Raw genomic sequence first — 17,219 nt, 5'->3', positions numbered from 1 at the left:
ATGGCGCGTTTCGACAAGCTCACTGAAAACCTCGCGCGCGGGATTGCCCGTGGCACCTCGCGCCGTTCGCTGCTCGCCTTTCTGGGCGCGGGGATGACCGGCGCGGCCTCCATCCCGCTCCTGCCCGTTGCCCGCGCGGCAACCCCGGCCCCGGAAGCGCCGCACGGCGCACACGGCGCGGGCGCTGCCCGGCCTGCCGTTGTCTCCGGGCTGGAGCAGGATCCGGGCGATCAGTCGTCTTGCGATTACTGGCGCTACTGCGCCATCGACGGGTTCCTCTGCTCATGCTGCGGCGGCTCGGTCAACACCTGCCCGCCGGGCACCGAAATGTCGCCCATCACCTGGATCGGCACCTGCACCAACCCAGCCGATGGCCGCGCCTATGTCATCAGCTACAACGATTGCTGCGGCACCTCCTCTTGCGGGCAGTGCCTGTGCAACCGCAACGAAGGTGATCGCCCGCAGGTCCGGCCGCAATCGAACAACGATTACAACTGGTGCCTCGGCTCGGAGAGCTCGGTCTACAATTGCTCGGTGGCGGCGGTCATCGGCGTAGCGCTACCGGCGGCCAAGTGAAGCGCGCGGCCGCCCTCGCCCTCGTCGCTGGCGGCGCTGCGGCCCTCGCCGGCCTGACGCTGCCGGTCCACGCGGCTGCAGATGGCGCGGCGATCTATGGCCGGTGCGCAGCTTGCCACACCAAGACCGGTGCAGGCGTGCCCGGCGTCTTCCCGCCGCTTGGCGAGGACTTCCGCGTCATGGCATCAAGCGATGCCGGGCGCCGCTATCTCGCACTCGTCGTCACGCGCGGGGTCAGCGGCCCGATCAAGGTCGGCGGCAAGCCCTATGCCGGGGTGATGCCCGCGCAGGCGACGCTCGATGATGCCTCGGTGGCGGCGGTGCTCAACCATGTCGGTACCGAGATTGCCAAGACCGGACCCGCCTTCAGGCCTTTCGCCGAAGCCGAAGTGGCGACAATCCGGGCGGGCGGCGCTTCGCTTTCCGCGCAAGATGTCGGCAAGCTCCACGCCGCTGCGGGCGGCCAATGAAGCTCGGCCGCCTTGCCCTTCTCGCAGGCCTTCCGCTTGGCCTTGGATTGGCGGCAAGCGCGGCAGTGAAAGCGGATGAGGCGGCCATTCCCGGCGTGCGCGATGCCTATCAGGCCCGCACCGACTATCAGCTCAAGTGCCAGGGTTGCCATCGCCCGGATGGTGGCGGCGATGACCATTCGAACCCGCCGATGCGCGGCATTGTCGCGCGCTTCCTCAGCGTGCCGGGCGGGCGCGAATTCATCGGCCGCGTGCCGGGTGTCGCCACGGTCGATCTGCCCGATGACCGCCTGGCCAATCTCGTCAACTGGACCTTGTTCCGGTTCGATCCGGCGCATGTGCCGCAGAATTTCCAGCCCTACACGGCCGAGGAAATCGGGCGCCTGCGCCAAAACCCGCTCCGCCTGGAACGCGCCGCCATGAGAGCGCGTCTGGTGGCCGGTTTTGCCAAGACGCATGAGCATCAATCACAATAATCAGCGAAGTTTGAAAAGAAGCGAGGGAAAACCCATGAGGACTGTATTTCTTTCCAGCGCCGCGCTGGCCGCGCCGATGGCGTTGATGCTGGCGGTGCAACCCGCCTACGCTCAGCAGGCAGCACAGGCGACGACCGGTACCGAGGCGCAAGACTCCGGCGAAATCGTCGTGACCGCCGCCAAGCGTTCGGAAAACCTGCAGTCCGTGCCGATTTCGGTTTCGGCAATCGGCGGCGAAGCGCTGTCCAAGTCGCGCATCACCAGCGTAGACAGCCTCGTCAACAAGGTCGCCAACCTCCAGCTGACCTCGACCGTGGGTGACAACACCCCGATCTTCGCGCTGCGCGGCGTCTCGATGTCGGACTTCAGCCTCAACCAGTCGAGCCCGGTCGCGACCTATTACGACGAAGTCTACTAGGGCAACTTCGCGTTCCTCGGCATCGCGCTCTACGATATCGAGCGCGTCGAGGTGCTGCGCGGGCCGCAGGGCACGCTCTACGGCAAGAACACCACCGGCGGTGCGGTCAACCTGATCAGCCGCGATGCCAAGCTCGGCGAAACCAGCGGCTATTTCAATGCTGGCTACGGCAACTACAACCGCGTCGATCTCAACGGCGCGGTCAACGTGGCACTGGGCGAGAAGGCCGCACTGCGCATCGCGGGCACGTATGCCAAGGCGGATGGCTGGTTCAAGAACGTCAACCCCGGCTTTCCCGATCTCGCCAGCACCGATGAATGGGGCCTGCGCGGCACGCTCAAGCTGGAGCCGAGCGACCGGGTGAAGATTACCCTGCGCGCCTCGCACAGCTTCCAGAACCCGCAGAACTACGGGATTTACGCCCAACCCGAAGCGGTCAACCGCCCCGGCCTCGGCCAGTTCCAGATCGCCTCCAACGTGCGTGACAAGCGCCGCGCGGTGACCACCTCGGTGGCGCTCACCGTGAACTACGATGTTTCGGATACGCTCGCCGTCACCAGCATCACCAGCTATGACAAGGGCTCGCTGTTCTTCAAGGAAGACACCGACGGCATCACCGCCAGAAACCTTGAAGTGCCCTACTTCGACCGGGCCAGCCAGTTTGCGCAGGACCTGCGCCTGACCAGCAATACCGGCGGGCCGTTCGATTTCATCCTCGGCGCCTATTTCAACCGCGAGAAGGTCTACAACCAGACCACGCTTGAGGTGTTCAACGATACCGACGTGAACGAGGACGGCGTGATCAACGCGGCGGATTGCGCTGCGGGCCTGCCGGTGGCCTGCAAGGTCCGCAACCAGTTCGATCAGGTCAAGAAGAGCTTCGCGCTCTACACCGATCTCAAGTACAAGCTCACCGATGCACTGACCGTGCGCGGCGGCCTGCGCTATACCCACGACGATGGTGAGCAGACCGGCTTCTCGTCCGATGCGCTGGGCGTTGACGACAGCTTCGTCGCGAACCTCATCCCGCTCTCGAACTTGCGCTTCAAACAGAACAACCTCTCGGGCAAGATCGGGCTGGATTACAAGCTGGCGAGCGGCGATCTGCTCTACGCCAGCGTCAGTCGCGGCTACCGTGCGCCCAGCTTCAATGCCCAGGCCTTCTTCACGCCGACCGAACTCGGCGTCGCCAAGGCTGAACAGGTCACCGCGTTCGAGGCCGGTGCAAAGACCCAGTTCTGGGATCGCCGCATCACGCTCAACATGGCTGCGTTCTACTACACCTACAAGAACCAGCAGTTCATCAACGTGAACCCGGCCGATGCCTCGCAGCAGCTGCTCAACATTCCCAAGTCCGAGCTCTACGGCGCCGAGGCCGAGCTGACCGTGCGGCCCAGCGATACCTTCACCTTCCACGGCGGGCTTGGCCTGCTTTCGACGAAGATCAAGGAAGGCATCGTCAGCGGCATCAACGTCTCCGGTAACCGACTCTCCAATGCGCCTTCGCTGACCTTCAACGCGAGCTTCGACTGGACCGTGGTACAGGGCGGCTTCGGCGCGTTCTCGGTCCACCCCGAAGTGGCCTATCAGGCGAGCCAGTTCTTCGAGAACATCAACATCCCGCGCCTGCGCCAGGAATCCTACGCGCTCTTCGGCGGCCACATCGATTGGAACAGCAACGACGGGCGCTACAGCCTCTCGGCCTGGGCGCGCAATCTGGGCAACAAGTTCTACTTCACCTCGCGCATCGATCTCACCGGCTTCGGGCTCGATTACAACCACATCGGCAATCCGCGGATGTACGGCGTAACCGCAGGCGTTAAGTTCTGAGTACTGCGGGCGTGCACGGTTTGTCCTATGCCAAGGGGCCGACCGAGGTACCCCTGCTCGATACCACCATCGGCACGGCGCTGCGCCACGCGGCGGAGCGCTGGGCCGATGGCCTGGCCCTTGTATCGCGCCATCAGGGACTGCGCTGGACCTGGAGCGAGCTCGATGCGGCGGTAGACCGCGTCGCGACGGGGCTGCTACGGCTCGGGGTCACGGCGGGAGACCGTGTCGGCATCTGGGCACCCAACTGCGCGGAATGGACGGTGATCCAGTTTGCCACCGCGCGGATCGGGGCGATCCTCGTCACGATCAACCCGGCCTACCGGGTCAACGAAATCGAATACGCGCTCAACAAGGTCGGCTGCAGCCTGCTCGTCACCGCGGTGCGCTTCAAGACCAGCGACTACCTTGCGATGCTGCGTGAGATCGGCCCGGCCAAGCTGCCCCATCTGCGGCATATCGTGACCATCGGCGCAGACGCGCATGAAGGTTTCCTGCCGTGGGATACGCTCGACACAACAGCCGATGCAGACGAGCTTGCCGCAGCGGGCGCTGGCCTGGGTGCTGATGACGCGATCAATATCCAGTTCACGAGCGGCACGACCGGTTTTCCCAAGGGCGCCACGCTCACCCACCGCAACACCCTCAATAACGGCTACTTCACCGCGCAGACCATCGCGCTGACGGAGGCGGACCGCATCTGCATTCCGGTGCCGCTCTACCACTGTTTCGGCATGGTGCTGGGCAATATGGCGGCGCTGACCAGCGGCGCGGCGATGGTCTATCCCGGTGAGGCGTTTGATCCGGCGGCTGTTCTGCAGGCCGTGGAAGCCGAGGGCTGCACCGCGCTTTATGGCGTGCCGACAATGTTCATCGCGGTGCTCGGCCAGCCTGCGCTGGATACGACCGATGTCTCCACCCTGCGCACCGGCATCATGGCAGGCTCCCCCTGCCCCGTAACGGTGATGCGGCAGGTGATCGACCGGCTCTGCATGCGCGAAGTCACCATCGGTTACGGCATGACCGAAACGAGCCCGCTGACCACGCAGACCGCTCGCAACGATCCGCTGGAAGAGCGCGTCGGCACTGTCGGGCGGGTCCATCCCCATGCCGAAGCGAAGATCGTCGGGCCGGATGGGCAGACCCTGCCGATCGGCGAGCAGGGCGAATACTGCTCGCGCGGCTATGCCGTCATGCTCGGCTACTGGGACGATCCGGCCAAGACCGCCGAGGCAATCGACGCCGATGGCTGGATGCATTCGGGCGATCTCGCCACGATGGACGCCCAAGGTTATGTGCGCATCACCGGCCGCATCAAGGACATGATCATTCGCGGCGGTGAGAACATCTACCCGCGTGAGATCGAGGAGTTCCTCCTCACCCACCCGCATGTAGCCGACGCGCAGGTCTTCGGCGTGAGCGACGAGAAGTACGGCGAGGAAGTCTGCGCCTGGGTGATCGCCCGCGCCGGCGCCGCGCTGGGGCCGGACGACATCCTCGGCCACTGCCGCGGCCGCATCGCGCACTACAAGGTCCCTCGCCATGTCCGCGTGGTCGAAAGCTTCGCGATGACTGTCACGGGCAAGGCGCAGAAGTTCGAGATGCGCCGCATGATGGAAGCTGAGCTCGGACTTTCCGCCCGCTGAAACCGCGCAAATGTGCGTCTATGCTGCAACAGACGGCGTAATTCGCCCGGTTCGTCGCACATGCCCCAAGGGGCATTTCCCGAGGACCATTTCTAACCGCAATCTACGATTTCGGTGCGTGACGGTCGGAGTGAGCGGGTCGGGAAAGGGATAACGGAAAGTTACATTCGGGAAAAAATTGCGCCACTTATCCTGTGGATAACCCTTATCGGAGGGCTTGTCTCGACCTCCAGCAATTAACCCATTTGGATATTTAATTGCTGTTCCAGCGAACCAGCATGCTCAACGCCTCTGTTTCGGACATGGTGCGAGAAACAAACGATATTTCGCATTCAGTCCAGATTTTCGTTGTTTCTTGCGCATTCGTGCGCGCCCGCGTGATGATATTGCCAAGACTGCGATGTTGAGGCTCCCTGTCGCTTCAACACCAAAAAGGGAGAGGCGATTCGGTCATGACCGAGGGCCAAGTTATCGAGAAGGCCCCGCAGGCCGAAATCAATCCGGTGCGTACTCGCGCGGATTGGGAAGCCATGCGCGCTGCTGCGCTCGCCGATCCCGGCGCATTCCACGGCGATATCGCCGCGCGGCGCATCCACTGGTTCGTTGCCAATTGCGGGCCTGACGGCGCGTGGCTCACCAAGGACGATGCGGGCACCTGGGCCGGATGGGATGCCGCCACCGGCGCGCCCGTTACCCCCGAACTCCCGGCAACCTTCGCGCCCTGGACCAGGGCGTTTGACGACAGCACCCCGCCCCACTGGCGCTGGTTTACCGGCGCGCGCACCAATGCTGCGTTCAACGAGATCGACCGCCATGTCCTTTCGGGACACGGCGCCGAAGCCGCGCTGATCTTCGAGGGCGACCGCTGGGACATGGCGGCGGACGGCGGGCGCGGCGCGCCGGTCGATACCTTCACTGTCAGCCGCAAGCGCCTGCTGCTTGAAGTTGCCAAGTGCGCCATCGCCTTGGAGGGCCTCGGCCTCAAGGCGGGCGATCGCATCGCGCTCAACATGCCGAGCATCGTGCCGCAGATCTTCTGGACCGAGGCGGCCAAGCGGCTGGGCATCGTCTACACAGCCGTTTTCGGCGGCTTCAGCGACAAGACCCTGTCGGACCGCATTGCCGACGCCGGTGCGCGCGTCATCGTGACGTCTGACGGCAGCTACCGCAACGCGCAGGTTGCCGCCTTCAAGACGGCCTATACCGACCCGGCGCTCGACAACTATGTGCCGGTGAGCACCGCGCTTGCCGTTCTCGCCGCCACCGACCTCGGCCTTGATGCGGCGGACGCTGCCGTCATCACCGATACCGTTGCGGAAACGCTGGCGGGCGAAGTCACCGTCGAGCGCTCCGATGTCATGCGCGGCGTTGGCCGTGCGCTCATCAAGCTCGGCGAATCCGGCCGCATCGGCGCCAGCGATGCCGCGCGCGTGCGCCTTGCCATCGCCTCCAGCCTCGTCACCCTGCCGCCGCGCGTCGATACCGTGATCGTGGTGCGCCACACCGCGCAGCCCGATATCGTCTGGCGCACCGAGCGCGATCGGTGGAGCCACGAACTCACCGACGCAGCGCTCGAAACCATCCTCGAAAAGGCCAATGTCGCAAGCGAAGATGCGCTGATGGCGCTGCCTGACGGAGAGTTTGTCCGGGCGATCTGGGCCAGCTCGAAGCCGCTTCCGGTCGATTCCGAATATCCGCTGTTCTTCATCTACACCTCGGGCTCCACCGGAAAGCCCAAGGGCATCGTCCACGTTCACGGCGGCTACACCGCCGGCATCGCGGAATCGATGCGGGTCGCCTTCGATGCGCGCCCGGGTGACACGATGTTCGTGGTCGCCGATCCGGGCTGGATCACCGGACAGAGCTACCAGATCTCCGCCTCGCTTCTGTCGCGCGTCACCACGGTCGTTTCCGAAGGTTCGCCCGTGTTCCCGCATGCGGGCCGCTTCGCCTCGATGATCGAGCGCCACAAGATCACGATCTTCAAGGCGGGCGTCACCTTCCTCAAGTCGATCATGTCCGATCCGTCGAACCTCGCGGATGTGCAGCGCTATGACATGAGCGCGCTTCGTGTCGCGACCTTCTGCGCCGAGCCAACCAGTCCCTCCGTGCAGGCCTTCGGCATGGAGAACGTGACCCGGCAGTACATCAACAGCTACTGGGCGACCGAGCACGGCGGCATTGCCTGGACGCATTTCTACGGCAACGCCGATTTCCCGCTCAAGGCCGATGCCCACGCCTTCCCGCTGCCGTGGATCGTTGGCGAAGTCTGGGTGGAAGACGAAGCCGCCACGCCCGGCAAGAGCCCGTTTACCCGCTCCGGCAGTGAAGGTGTCGCCTGGCGACGCGCCGAACCGGGCGAAAAGGGCGAGATCGTCATCGCCGCCCCCTATCCCTATCTGGCCCGCACGATCTGGGGCGATGCTCTGAACTTCAACGTCAAGGACGGCACCGTTCAAGGCGACTGGAAGGGCGATGCCGGACGCTGGGAATCCGGCTACTGGAGCCGCTGGCAGGGTGCGTGGGCCTATACCCAGGGCGATTTCGCCATCGCGCATGATGATGGCTCGTTCTCGTTCCATGGCCGCTCGGATGACGTCATCAACGTTTCGGGCCACCGCATGGGGACCGAGGAAATCGAAGGCGCCGTGCTGCGCGACAAGGCGCTCGATCCCAATTCACCGGTCGGCAACGTCCTCGTCGTCGGCGCGCCGCACCGCGAGAAGGGGCTGACCCCGCTCGCCTTCGTCGTCCCCGTGGCGGGGCGCAAGCTCACCGAGGAAGACCGCCAGCGCCTGTTCAATCTCGTCCGCACCGAAAAGGGCGCCGTCGCGGTACCGGCCGATTTCATCGAAGTCAGCCAGTTCCCCGAAACGCGTTCGGGCAAATACATGCGCCGCATGGTCCGCGCGCTGGTCGAAGGCGGCGAACTGGGTGACGTCACCACCTTGCGCAACCCGGAAAGCCTGACCGAGCTCAAGACCGCGATTGACGCGTGGCAGCGCCAGCAGCGCCTTTCGGAAGAGCAATCGCTGTTCGAACGCTACCGCTACTTCCTCATCCAATACAATGCAGTAGCCCCCGGCAAGCGCGTCGCCACCGTCACCGTTACCAACGCGCCGGTCAACGCGCTCAACGAACGCGCGATCGACGAACTGGTGATCGTGGTCGAGCACCTCAGCCGCAAGGACGATGTCGTCGCGGTCGTCTTCACCGGCGAGGGCACATCCTCGTTCGTCGCGGGCGCGGATATCCGGCAGATGCTGGAGGAAATCCACAGCCACGACGAAGCGCTGGTCCTGCCCAACAACGCGCAACTCGCCTTCCGCAAGATCGAGATGATGGGCAAGCCATGCATCGCAGCGGTTCAGGGCGTCGCGCTCGGTGGCGGAATGGAGTTCGCGCTGGCGTGCCACGTCCGCGTGGCCGAAACCACCGCGCGTTTCGGCCAGCCCGAAATCCGCCTGCGCCTTCTGCCGGGCTATGGCGGCACGCAGCGCCTGCCGCGCCTCTTGGCAGACCGCCACAGTGCAACCGGCGTACGCGATGCGCTCGATCTCATCCTCGGCGGGCGCAGCATCGATGCTGCGCAGGCGCAGGAGATTGGTCTCGTCGATGCGCTGGCCGAAGGCCACCGCGATGCGCTTGCCGAAGCCCACGCCATGGTGCGTGAATGGGTGAAGCGCGGGGCGGAAAGCCCGCTGGGCAAAGCCTTCGCCGCGCGCGAGGAAGCGACCGTGCTGTGGGAGAAGCCCTCCACTGTCGATCTCGATACCGTGCTTGAGGACGATTTCCTGCAGCGCATCCTGCGCCAGCTCGATTGGGCAGGACGCGGCACAGCGGGTGCCCGCGCGCTCGATGCGGTGCGCACCGGCCTTGCCTCCGGCATGTCCGCTGGTCTCGCCCGTGAGGCAGCACTGTTCGCCGAAGCGATCATCGATCCCGAAGGCGGCAAGACCGGCATCCGCCAGTTCATGGACAAGGTGGCGCCCCCGCTCCCGGTGCGGCGCGACGGCGTGTGGATCGACGCCGAGCATGAGACCCGCGCGGCAGAGCTGGAAGCGGGTGGCGATCTGCTGCCTGTCGGTGCGCCATTCTATCCCGGCGTCACCGCAATCCCCCCGTACCAGTATGCTTTCGGCATCGCCCGCGATCCCGATACCGGCGCCCCGCGCTTCGGCCCGCCGTCGACTCACGAGCGCGAGCTGATCGTCAAGGTGCCCGAGCCTGCGCCCAACGAAGCGCTGCTCTACATGCTGACCAGCGAGGTCAACTTCAACGATATCTGGGCGCTAACGGGCATTCCCGTCTCGCCGTTCGATAGCCACGAGGAAGACGTCCAGATCACCGGCTCGGGCGGCATTGCGCTCGTCGCCGCGCTCGGCAGCGAGACGCGCTCGGAAGGCCGCGTGAAGGTCGGCGATCTCGTCACCGTCTATTCCGGCACCAACGATCTGCTCTCGCCCGCGGTCGGCAACGATCCGATGTACGCGGATTTCTCGATCCAGGGCTACGAGACCGAAACGGGCAGCCACGCGCAGTTCCTGACGGTGCAGGCGCCGCAGATGCACAAGGTCCCGCCAAACCTGACGCTGGAGCAGGCGGGGAGCTATGTGCTCAACCTCGGCACGATCTCGCGCTGCCTGTTCACCACGCTGCAGATCGCACCCGGCCGCACGCTCTTTGTCGAAGGCGCCGCCACCGGCACCGGGCTCGATGCCCTGCGCTCCTCCGTGCGCACCGGCCTGCAGGTGACGGGCCTCGTCTCCAGCCCTGACCGCGCCGCGTTCATCACCGGCCAGCAAGGTGCAGTTGGCGCGATCAACCGCAAGGATCCGCGCTTCGCCGATCTCTACACCACGGTGCCAGAAGACGCCGAGGCCGCGCGCGCCTGGGAATCCGCCGGTGCATCATTGGTCGAGGAATACAAGGCGCTCAACGGCGGCAAGCTGGCGGATTACGTCGTCAGCCATGCCGGCGAGACGGCGTTCCCTCGAAGCTTCCAGCTTCTGGCGGAAAACGGCACGCTGGCCTTCTACGGCGCGTCCTCGGGCTATCACTTCAGCTTCATGGGCAAGCCCGGCAAGGCGAGCCCCGAAGAGATGCTGCGCCGTGCCGCTCTGCGCGGCGGCGAAGCGGTGCTGATCTACTACGGTCCCGGCTCCGACGCGCTGCTTGATGACATGGGCCTCGAAATCATCGAAGCCGCGCGCCGCTTCAACGCGCGCAGCGTCGTCGCCACCACCACCGACGGCCAGCGCGAATTCCTCGGCTCGCTCGGCCTTGAAGATGCCATCGAAGGCATCGTCAGCCTGGAAAGCATCCGTCGGCGCGAGGGGGACAATTTCCTTTGGCCCGACACGATGCCGCGCCTGCCCGATGCCAAGGTCGATATCGAGGTCTTCAAGGCGGCGGTGCGCGATTATCAGGACCGCGTGATGAAGCCGTTCGGCTCGGCCATCGGCAAGATCCTGCGCTCGCCCGATAACCCGCGCGGCGCGCCCGATCTGGTTTTCGAACGCACCGGACAGGACACGCTCGGCGTCTCGACCTCGCTGGTGAAGCCCTTCACCGGACGGGTCGTCTTCGCTGAAGACCTCACCGGCAGCCGCTTCACGTTCTATGCGCCGCAGGTCTGGACCCGCCAGCGCAAGATCCTCATGCCCACCGCGTCGATCCTCGGCACGCACCTCTGCAATGCCTTCGAGGTTGCGCGCATGAACGACATGATCGCGGCAGGGCTGCTCGAAGTCACCGAGCCCGAGGTTGTCGGGTGGGACGGCCTGCCCGAAGCCCACCAGTCGATGTGGGACAACCGCCACTCTGGTGCGACCTATGTCGTCAACCACGCCCTCCCCGCCATGGGCCTGCGCAGCCGCGACGCGCTGCTCGAAGCCTGGGCCGTCCGGGAAGCGGAAGGCGGCAATGCATAGCCGAAGACAACGAACGATCGCACCGCGCTAGCGCGGCGCACACCTTCCAGCTGCCCTCCCCAGGCCTAGTACCACCTCAAACCGGCGCAGCACTTCGCGCGCATTCTTCAGGAGAGTGACATGGCCAAGGCAAAGACTATCGCCACCGCGCCGCTCGCAGCGCAATTCGCCTCTGGCAGGCTGGCAGGCAAGATCGCACTTGTGACCGGCGCTGCCGGCAATCTCGGCGGCTATATCGTGCGCCACTACCTCGCCGAGGGCGCCACCGTCGTCATGACTGGCCGCACTGCGGCGCGCCTCGAAGCTGCCGCTGAAGCGATGCGTGCGGCCAGCGGCGTCGATGCCACACGCCTTGCCACGGTCATTCTCGATGGCGGCAATCCGCAGTCCGTGCGTGATGGCTTGGCCGATGTCGTCAAGCGGTTCGGCCGCATCGACATCCTCGTCAACAATGCAGGTTCGGCTGGCCCCAAGCAGCCGATCGAGCAGCTTCCGTTTGACGAGGAGGAGCTTGCCGCCCTCCAGAAGCGCGGCTCGACCGATACAGAAACCGTCCCCGCCGCGATGCGCAACATCTTCGGTGTCGCGTGGAACCTTGCCCGCACGGTTGCTGCGGCGATGCCCGAGGGCGGCTCGATCATCAACGTCTCGACGATCTTCTCGCGCACGCCCTACTATGCGCGCGCGGCCTATGTCGTCCCCAAGGCGGCGATGAATGCGTGGTCGCGCGAGCTTTCGCTTGAACTTGGCCCACGCGGCATCCGCGTCAATCTCGTGTTCCCCGGCCCCATCGAAAGCGAGCGGATCCGCACCGTCTTCGCCGCGATGGACACCATGCGCGGCGACGAACAGGGCACCACGGCGAACACTTTCTTCGACATGATGTCGCTGGAGCGCAGCACCGGCGGCGCGCCCAAGGCCAAGACCTTCCCGGTGCCGGACGACATCGCCTCGACCTGCGTGTTCCTCGGCAGCGACGAATCCTCCGCCTACAACGGGCACGATTTCGAAGTGACCCACGGCATGACCGTGCGCAAGGAAGAGCGCTCGACCTACCTCGCGCGCCCCACCATGCGCTCGATGGACGGCGCAGGCCTTGCGATCCTCATCGCCGCCGGTGAAGGCTGGGAAGAGGCGCTCGAGATCGCCAGGATCCAGATCAATTGCGGCACCAATGTGCTGCTCGGCGTGCCGCGCCAGGCCGACGTCGCCATTGCGCAGGCCCGCGCCAAGGCGGAAGGCATAGGGGACGCGCTCACCATCGTGCGCTTCAACCGTACCGAGCCCGCCACGATCGAGGCCGCGCTTGCCGCCTACACCGAGAACAACACGCCAATCACCGGCGCAATCTTCATGCCGGTGTTCGGCCCGGGTGAATTCGGCGGCCGTCTGGTCGATGCCGAGGACGACATGATCGACACCTTCATGGATGTCGAACTCGTCGGCGCGATGGCGCTCGCCCGCACGCTCAGCCGCTATTGGAAGCGCCATGGCTCGCTGCTGCAGCCGCCGCGCTTCATCTTCATGTCGAACGCCAGTGACGGCAAGGACAACGTCTACGGCAACGTGCTGCGCGCCGCGATCGAGCAGCTGATCCGCATCTGGCGCGATGAGAGCGAGATCGACGTCGCCCATGGCCGCCGCCGTCAAGGCGAATGGGGCAACCAGATCGTGCGCTTCTCCAATGCGGAAAGCGAGAACACGCGCTTTGCCGCCGGGCACGCCGCGCGCGTGCTGATCAAGGAAAGCAAGATCGCCGAAGTCACGCTCTACGTGCCGCGCAGCATCGGTGAGGCAACGGGCGCGCGCAAGGCGATGGCGGGCTTCAGCGAGAACATCACCGGCCTGCACCTCGGCAAGGTGGCGCTGATCACCGGCGGTTCGGCGGGCATCGGCGGCCAGGTCGCACGGCTCCTCGCGCTCGCAGGCGGCAAGGTCATGATGGTGGCGCGCCGCGAGAGCGAGCTTGCAGTCGCCCGCGCGCGCATCGTCAGCGAGCTGGAGGATATCGGCTTCGCAGGCGTCGAGCGCCGCGTGCAGACCATGGCGGGGATGGACGTCAGCAATCTCGACAGCCTCAAGGCAGCCGTCGACGCCACGATCAAGGCCTTCGGGCGGATCGACTATCTGATCAACAACGCCGGCGTTGCGGGCGCGGAAGAGATGGTCGTCGACATGAGCCTCGACGCGTGGAACTACACGCTCGACGCCAACCTCATCTCGAACTTCACGCTGATGCACCACGTCGTGCCGATCATGAAGGCGCAGGGGTCGGGCTACGTGCTCAACGTCTCGTCCTACTTCGGCGGCGAGAAGTACCTCGCGGTCGCCTATCCCAACCGCGCAGACTATGCCGCCTCCAAGTCCGGCCAGCGCGCGATGGTGGAATCGATGGCGCGCTACCTCGGGCCCGAAGTGCAGTTCAACGCGATTGCGCCCGGCCCTGTCGACGGCGACCGTCTGGCGGGCACCGGCGGCAAGCCGGGCCTGTTCGAGCGGCGCGGCAAGCTGATCCTCGCCAACAAGCGCCTCAACGCGATCCATGCGGCTGCGGTCAAGTCGCTCCGGCGCGGGGTGCGGGTCGAGGCGCTGCTCAGCCGCCTCGCGCGCAACGATACCGTGCGCATGTCGCACGATACCAACAATCCGCGCGAAATCCGCGAGCTGGCGCTGGCCTGCGCGCGCGAGGGCGACGGTGTGTGCACCTGGGACCGGTATCTGATGACGCCGGATATCGCCGCCAAGCTCGTCTCGCGCCTGCGCGGGGCCGGCTACTTCCTCGATTCACCGGAATGGGGCGAGCGGCCCGATACGCCTGAGGCAAACCGCGATTGGCTGCTCAAGACGCCGCCGGAAGACGAGCCCTTCCTCCCCGGCGACAAGATCGCGGTCGAGGCCAAGAAGGTCGGCACCGGCGTGCTCTCGCAGCTCTTCCTCGGCAAGATGCCGACCGAGACCGACGTGGCGCAGGCGACGGTGTTCTTCCTCGCCGACCGCGCCGTCTCGGGCGAAACGTTCATGCCTTCGGGCGGCCTCAGCGTCGAGCGTTCGACCACCGAACGCGAGCTGTTCGGCAGCCCGAAGCAGGAACGGCTCGATCAGATGCGCGGCCGCACCGTGTGGATGATCGGTGAGCACCTCACCGACTACCTCGCCGAGACGGCGCGCCAGTTCATCGCCGATTGCCATGTCGCGCGCGTGGTGATGATGACTGGCACCGAAGGCGCGTTCATTGCGCTCAAGGACCAGCTCGACGATATCGAGAACCCGCCGCTTGAATACGTCGGGCTGGACGGCGGCATCGAGGCTGCGATGGACGAGGCCCTCCGCCAGTGGGGCCATCCCACCACGATCGTCTCGACCCCCATGCAGCCGCTGCCGAACCGGCTGTTCGCGACCGATGCGCTGCTCACGCCGGAGGAATTCCGAGGGCTGGTGGGCGACAATCTGACCAATCATTTCCGCGTCGCCCGCAAGGCCTCGCTCTATGATGATTGCCAGCTCGTCCTCGTCTCGCCCGACGTGCCGATGGGTGACAAGAGCCCGGCCTTCGCGCTCGCAAACTTCATCAAGACGACGCTGCACTCGTTCACCGCCACGCTTGCGGTGGAGAACGAGCGTCTGGTCCACGGCGCGCCGGTCAACCAGATCAACCTCACCCGCCGCGTTCGCTCGGAAGAACCGCGCGACCTTGACGAGCATATCGAAGAGGTCCGCCGGTTTGCCCGCGCCGTGCTGCTTGTCGGCACCCCCCTCCCCGATGCCGAGGATTCACGCTATCGTGCGCGCATCTATCGCGGGATGTCGATGACAGTGTGACCGGGACGGTTTGATGGAATACCTGTCGTTCGAAAAGCCGATCGAAGCTCTCGCGAAGCGCGCTGCTGCGCTGCGCGAGAGCGGAAGCGGCGAGGCGGAAGCCTTGATGCTCGACGAGCGGGCGCATCGCCAGCTCGCCGATCTCTACGCACGCCTGACGCCCTGGCAGCGCACGCAAGTGGCGCGCCATCCCTCCCGGCCGCACTTCATCCACTATATGCAGGGCCTGTTCGAGGAATTCCTGCCGCTGGGCGGCGACCGGCTTTATGGCAATGATCAGGCCATCATCGGCGGCTTCGCGCGGCTTGGCGGGCGCGCAGTCATGGTCATCGGCCATGCCAAGGGCGAGGACACCGCCACGCGCCTCAGGCACAATTTCGGCATGGCCCGGCCCGAAGGCTATCGCAAGGCGATCCGCCTGATGGAAATTGCCGACCGCTTCGGCCTGCCAGTCATCACGCTGGTCGATACCCCCGGCGCCTTCCCCGGCGTCGATGCGGAAGCGCGCGGGCAGGCCGAGGCCATCGCGCGCAGCACCGAGAAATGCCTTGAAATCGGCGTGCCGCTGGTTGCCGTGATCGTCGGTGAAGGCGGCTCGGGCGGCGCAGTCGCGCTCGCCTCGGCCAACCGAGTGCTGATGCTCGAACATTCGGTCTATTCGGTCATCTCGCCCGAAGGCTGCGCCTCAATCCTGTGGCGCGGCAATGATCGCGCCCCCGATGCGGCCGAGGCCATGAAGATGACCGCGCCCGATCTCATGCAACTCGGCGTGATCCACCGCGTCATCTACGAACCGGTCGGCGGCGCACACCGCAACCATGCCGAAACGATCAAGCGCCTCGGCACCGCGCTGCGGGCCGAACTGCAGGACCTCACCTCGCTGAACGCAGACGAACTGCGCCAGGACCGCTGGTCGTTCTTCATGAAGCTCGGTTCGATGTAGGCATGCCGGCAAGTCCGATCGAGAGCGACCGTGAGGCCCGCGAAACGCTGGAACACATGCGCGGCGGCCCCGGCAGCGTCATCGTCCGCCACTTCCGTTTTGATGGCAAGGGTGCGCCGACGCGCTTCCTGATCCTGGAAATTCCACCCGGCGCGGCCGAAGGCAGCCATGTCCACTATGCCGATGATCGCAACGGCACCGGCGCCTACGAGGAATTCTACTACGTCATCTCGGGTCGCGGCCTCGCGACCTTGGGTGATGAAACCTATCCGGTCGCTGCGGGTGACTACTGGCATGCCCCGCTCGATATGGCACGCGGGCTTGCCAATGCCGATCCGGCGGAGGTGCTGAAGGTGCACCTGACCGTTGTGCTGCGCGATGTGGCCAAAGCCGAGCCCGCCTAGAGCCCCCGGCAGGCCGCCTCGGCAATCTCCCTGGCGCGCTCCGGTGTCGCCCCGAGCCCGGTGAGCCCCAGAACCAGCATCGCGCCGAGCGCCCTGCGCGCGGCTTCAGGGCTGGGCTGCTGCTCCACCAGGTTCGCCATCAGCACCTGACACAGGCCCAGCCAATAGAGCACCCCGCCCTCCCGGGCCTCTTCGCGCACCAGTCCGCCAGCGATGGCCGCAGCCATGTCGCCCGCCAGTCCGCGATTGAGCGGGTGGCTGCTGAGGGTCGAGTTCGCGTGGCTGCGCAGCAGCACGATCGTGCGCTTGGGCTCGGCCAATGCGAAGATCGCGCCGGTGCGCATGCCGCCGCCAATCCGGACGAGCGGATCAGCAATGCCGTCATTGGCCGCAGTGATGCGCCCCTCAAGTTCAAGCCGAACCTCGTCGCCAATCGCAGAAGCGAAGGCAGCTTTGTCCGCAAAGTGGTTGAAGAAGCTTCCCTTTGCCACGCCTGCCCGCGCCACGACTTCGTCGATCGGTATTGCATCGATCGGCTTTTCGGCCAGCAGTTCAAAGCCGGCGGCGATCAGCGCGCTGCGGGTGCGCGCGGCCCTGGGGGACAGCGTTGGGGGCGAAGGGGCGGGATGCGATGCCATGCCCCTGTATACTTGACTATATGGTCAAAAGCAAGTTATTTGACCATATAGTCAACTGCGACTCGC

General features: G+C 65.5%; 10 protein-coding genes and 1 pseudogene. 10 read left to right on the top strand and 1 reads right to left on the bottom strand.

The window, feature by feature from the left end:
• The 10 genes and pseudogenes from Q0071_RS13840 (at window position 1) to Q0071_RS13795 (ending at window position 16,515) form a co-directional block, all read left to right on the top strand.
• A complete protein-coding gene (locus tag Q0071_RS13840) occupies window positions 1-576 on the top strand; it encodes a methylamine dehydrogenase light chain (RefSeq protein ID WP_298170441.1) in 576 nt (191 codons plus the stop codon).
• A complete protein-coding gene (locus tag Q0071_RS13835; RefSeq protein ID WP_298170438.1) occupies window positions 573-1,046 on the top strand; it encodes a cytochrome c in 474 nt (157 codons plus the stop codon). Before Q0071_RS13840 ends, Q0071_RS13835 begins: the two co-directional genes overlap by 4 nt.
• The gene (locus tag Q0071_RS13830) at window positions 1,043-1,522 is read left to right on the top strand and encodes a cytochrome C (RefSeq protein ID WP_298170435.1); all 480 of its coding nucleotides are present in this window, start codon (window positions 1,043-1,045) and stop codon (window positions 1,520-1,522) included. The genes Q0071_RS13835 and Q0071_RS13830 overlap by 4 nt, the downstream gene beginning before the upstream one ends.
• Window positions 1,503-2,033 (top strand): annotated as a pseudogene (locus tag Q0071_RS13825) (Plug domain-containing protein); the annotation flags it as partial. The gene Q0071_RS13830 and the pseudogene Q0071_RS13825, both read left to right, overlap by 20 nt.
• Before the next feature lie 114 nt (window positions 2,034-2,147).
• On the top strand, window positions 2,148-3,770 hold the full coding sequence (locus tag Q0071_RS13820) for a TonB-dependent receptor (RefSeq protein ID WP_366886553.1): 1,623 nt from the start codon (window positions 2,148-2,150) through the stop codon (window positions 3,768-3,770).
• A gap of 11 nt (window positions 3,771-3,781) precedes the next feature.
• The gene (locus Q0071_RS13815) at window positions 3,782-5,416 is read left to right on the top strand and encodes an AMP-binding protein (RefSeq protein WP_298170429.1); all 1,635 of its coding nucleotides are present in this window, start codon (window positions 3,782-3,784) and stop codon (window positions 5,414-5,416) included.
• A 452-nt stretch (window positions 5,417-5,868) separates the two neighbouring features.
• Window positions 5,869-11,349, top strand: a complete 5,481-nt coding sequence (locus Q0071_RS13810; protein WP_298170426.1) for an AMP-binding protein — start codon at window positions 5,869-5,871, stop codon at window positions 11,347-11,349.
• 120 nt (window positions 11,350-11,469) lie between these two features.
• Window positions 11,470-15,168 carry an SDR family oxidoreductase gene (locus Q0071_RS13805; RefSeq protein WP_298170424.1) on the top strand — a complete coding sequence of 1,233 codons (3,699 nt, stop codon included), beginning with the start codon at window positions 11,470-11,472 and terminating at the stop codon, window positions 15,166-15,168.
• A gap of 10 nt (window positions 15,169-15,178) precedes the next feature.
• Window positions 15,179-16,111 (top strand): acetyl-CoA carboxylase carboxyltransferase subunit alpha, encoded by a 933-nt coding sequence (locus Q0071_RS13800; protein WP_298170422.1) that lies wholly within the window; start codon window positions 15,179-15,181, stop codon window positions 16,109-16,111.
• Between the two features lie 2 nt (window positions 16,112-16,113).
• On the top strand, window positions 16,114-16,515 hold the full coding sequence (locus tag Q0071_RS13795) for a cupin domain-containing protein (RefSeq protein ID WP_298170419.1): 402 nt from the start codon (window positions 16,114-16,116) through the stop codon (window positions 16,513-16,515).
• Here the strand turns inward: Q0071_RS13795 and Q0071_RS13790 are convergent.
• Complete coding sequence (locus tag Q0071_RS13790; protein ID WP_298170416.1) at window positions 16,512-17,153, bottom strand: TetR/AcrR family transcriptional regulator; 642 nt, start codon at window positions 17,151-17,153, stop codon at window positions 16,512-16,514. The genes Q0071_RS13795 and Q0071_RS13790 overlap by 4 nt on opposite strands.
• Window positions 17,154-17,219: the final 66 nt, after the last annotated feature.

It is taken from the genome of Novosphingobium sp., from assembly GCF_027486195.1.
GTDB lineage: Bacteria > Pseudomonadota > Alphaproteobacteria > Sphingomonadales > Sphingomonadaceae > Novosphingobium.
The sequence above is the reverse complement of the archived record's forward strand: the minus strand, read 5'-3'. Positions and strand labels throughout refer to the sequence as shown.

What these genes read in the sequence shown, in the direction of transcription:
- Q0071_RS13840 (WP_298170441.1), top strand. Translation starts at nt 1, where the DNA reads ATGGCGCGTTTCGACAAGCTCACTGAAAACCTCGCGCGCGGGATTGCC.
- Q0071_RS13830 (WP_298170435.1), top strand. Translation starts at nt 1,043, where the DNA reads ATGAAGCTCGGCCGCCTTGCCCTTCTCGCAGGCCTTCCGCTTGGCCTT.
- Q0071_RS13810 (WP_298170426.1), top strand. Translation starts at nt 5,869, where the DNA reads ATGACCGAGGGCCAAGTTATCGAGAAGGCCCCGCAGGCCGAAATCAAT.
- Q0071_RS13805 (WP_298170424.1), top strand. Translation starts at nt 11,470, where the DNA reads ATGGCCAAGGCAAAGACTATCGCCACCGCGCCGCTCGCAGCGCAATTC.
- Q0071_RS13795 (WP_298170419.1), top strand. Translation starts at nt 16,114, where the DNA reads ATGCCGGCAAGTCCGATCGAGAGCGACCGTGAGGCCCGCGAAACGCTG.
- Q0071_RS13790 (WP_298170416.1), bottom strand. Translation starts at nt 17,153, where the DNA reads ATGGCATCGCATCCCGCCCCTTCGCCCCCAACGCTGTCCCCCAGGGCC.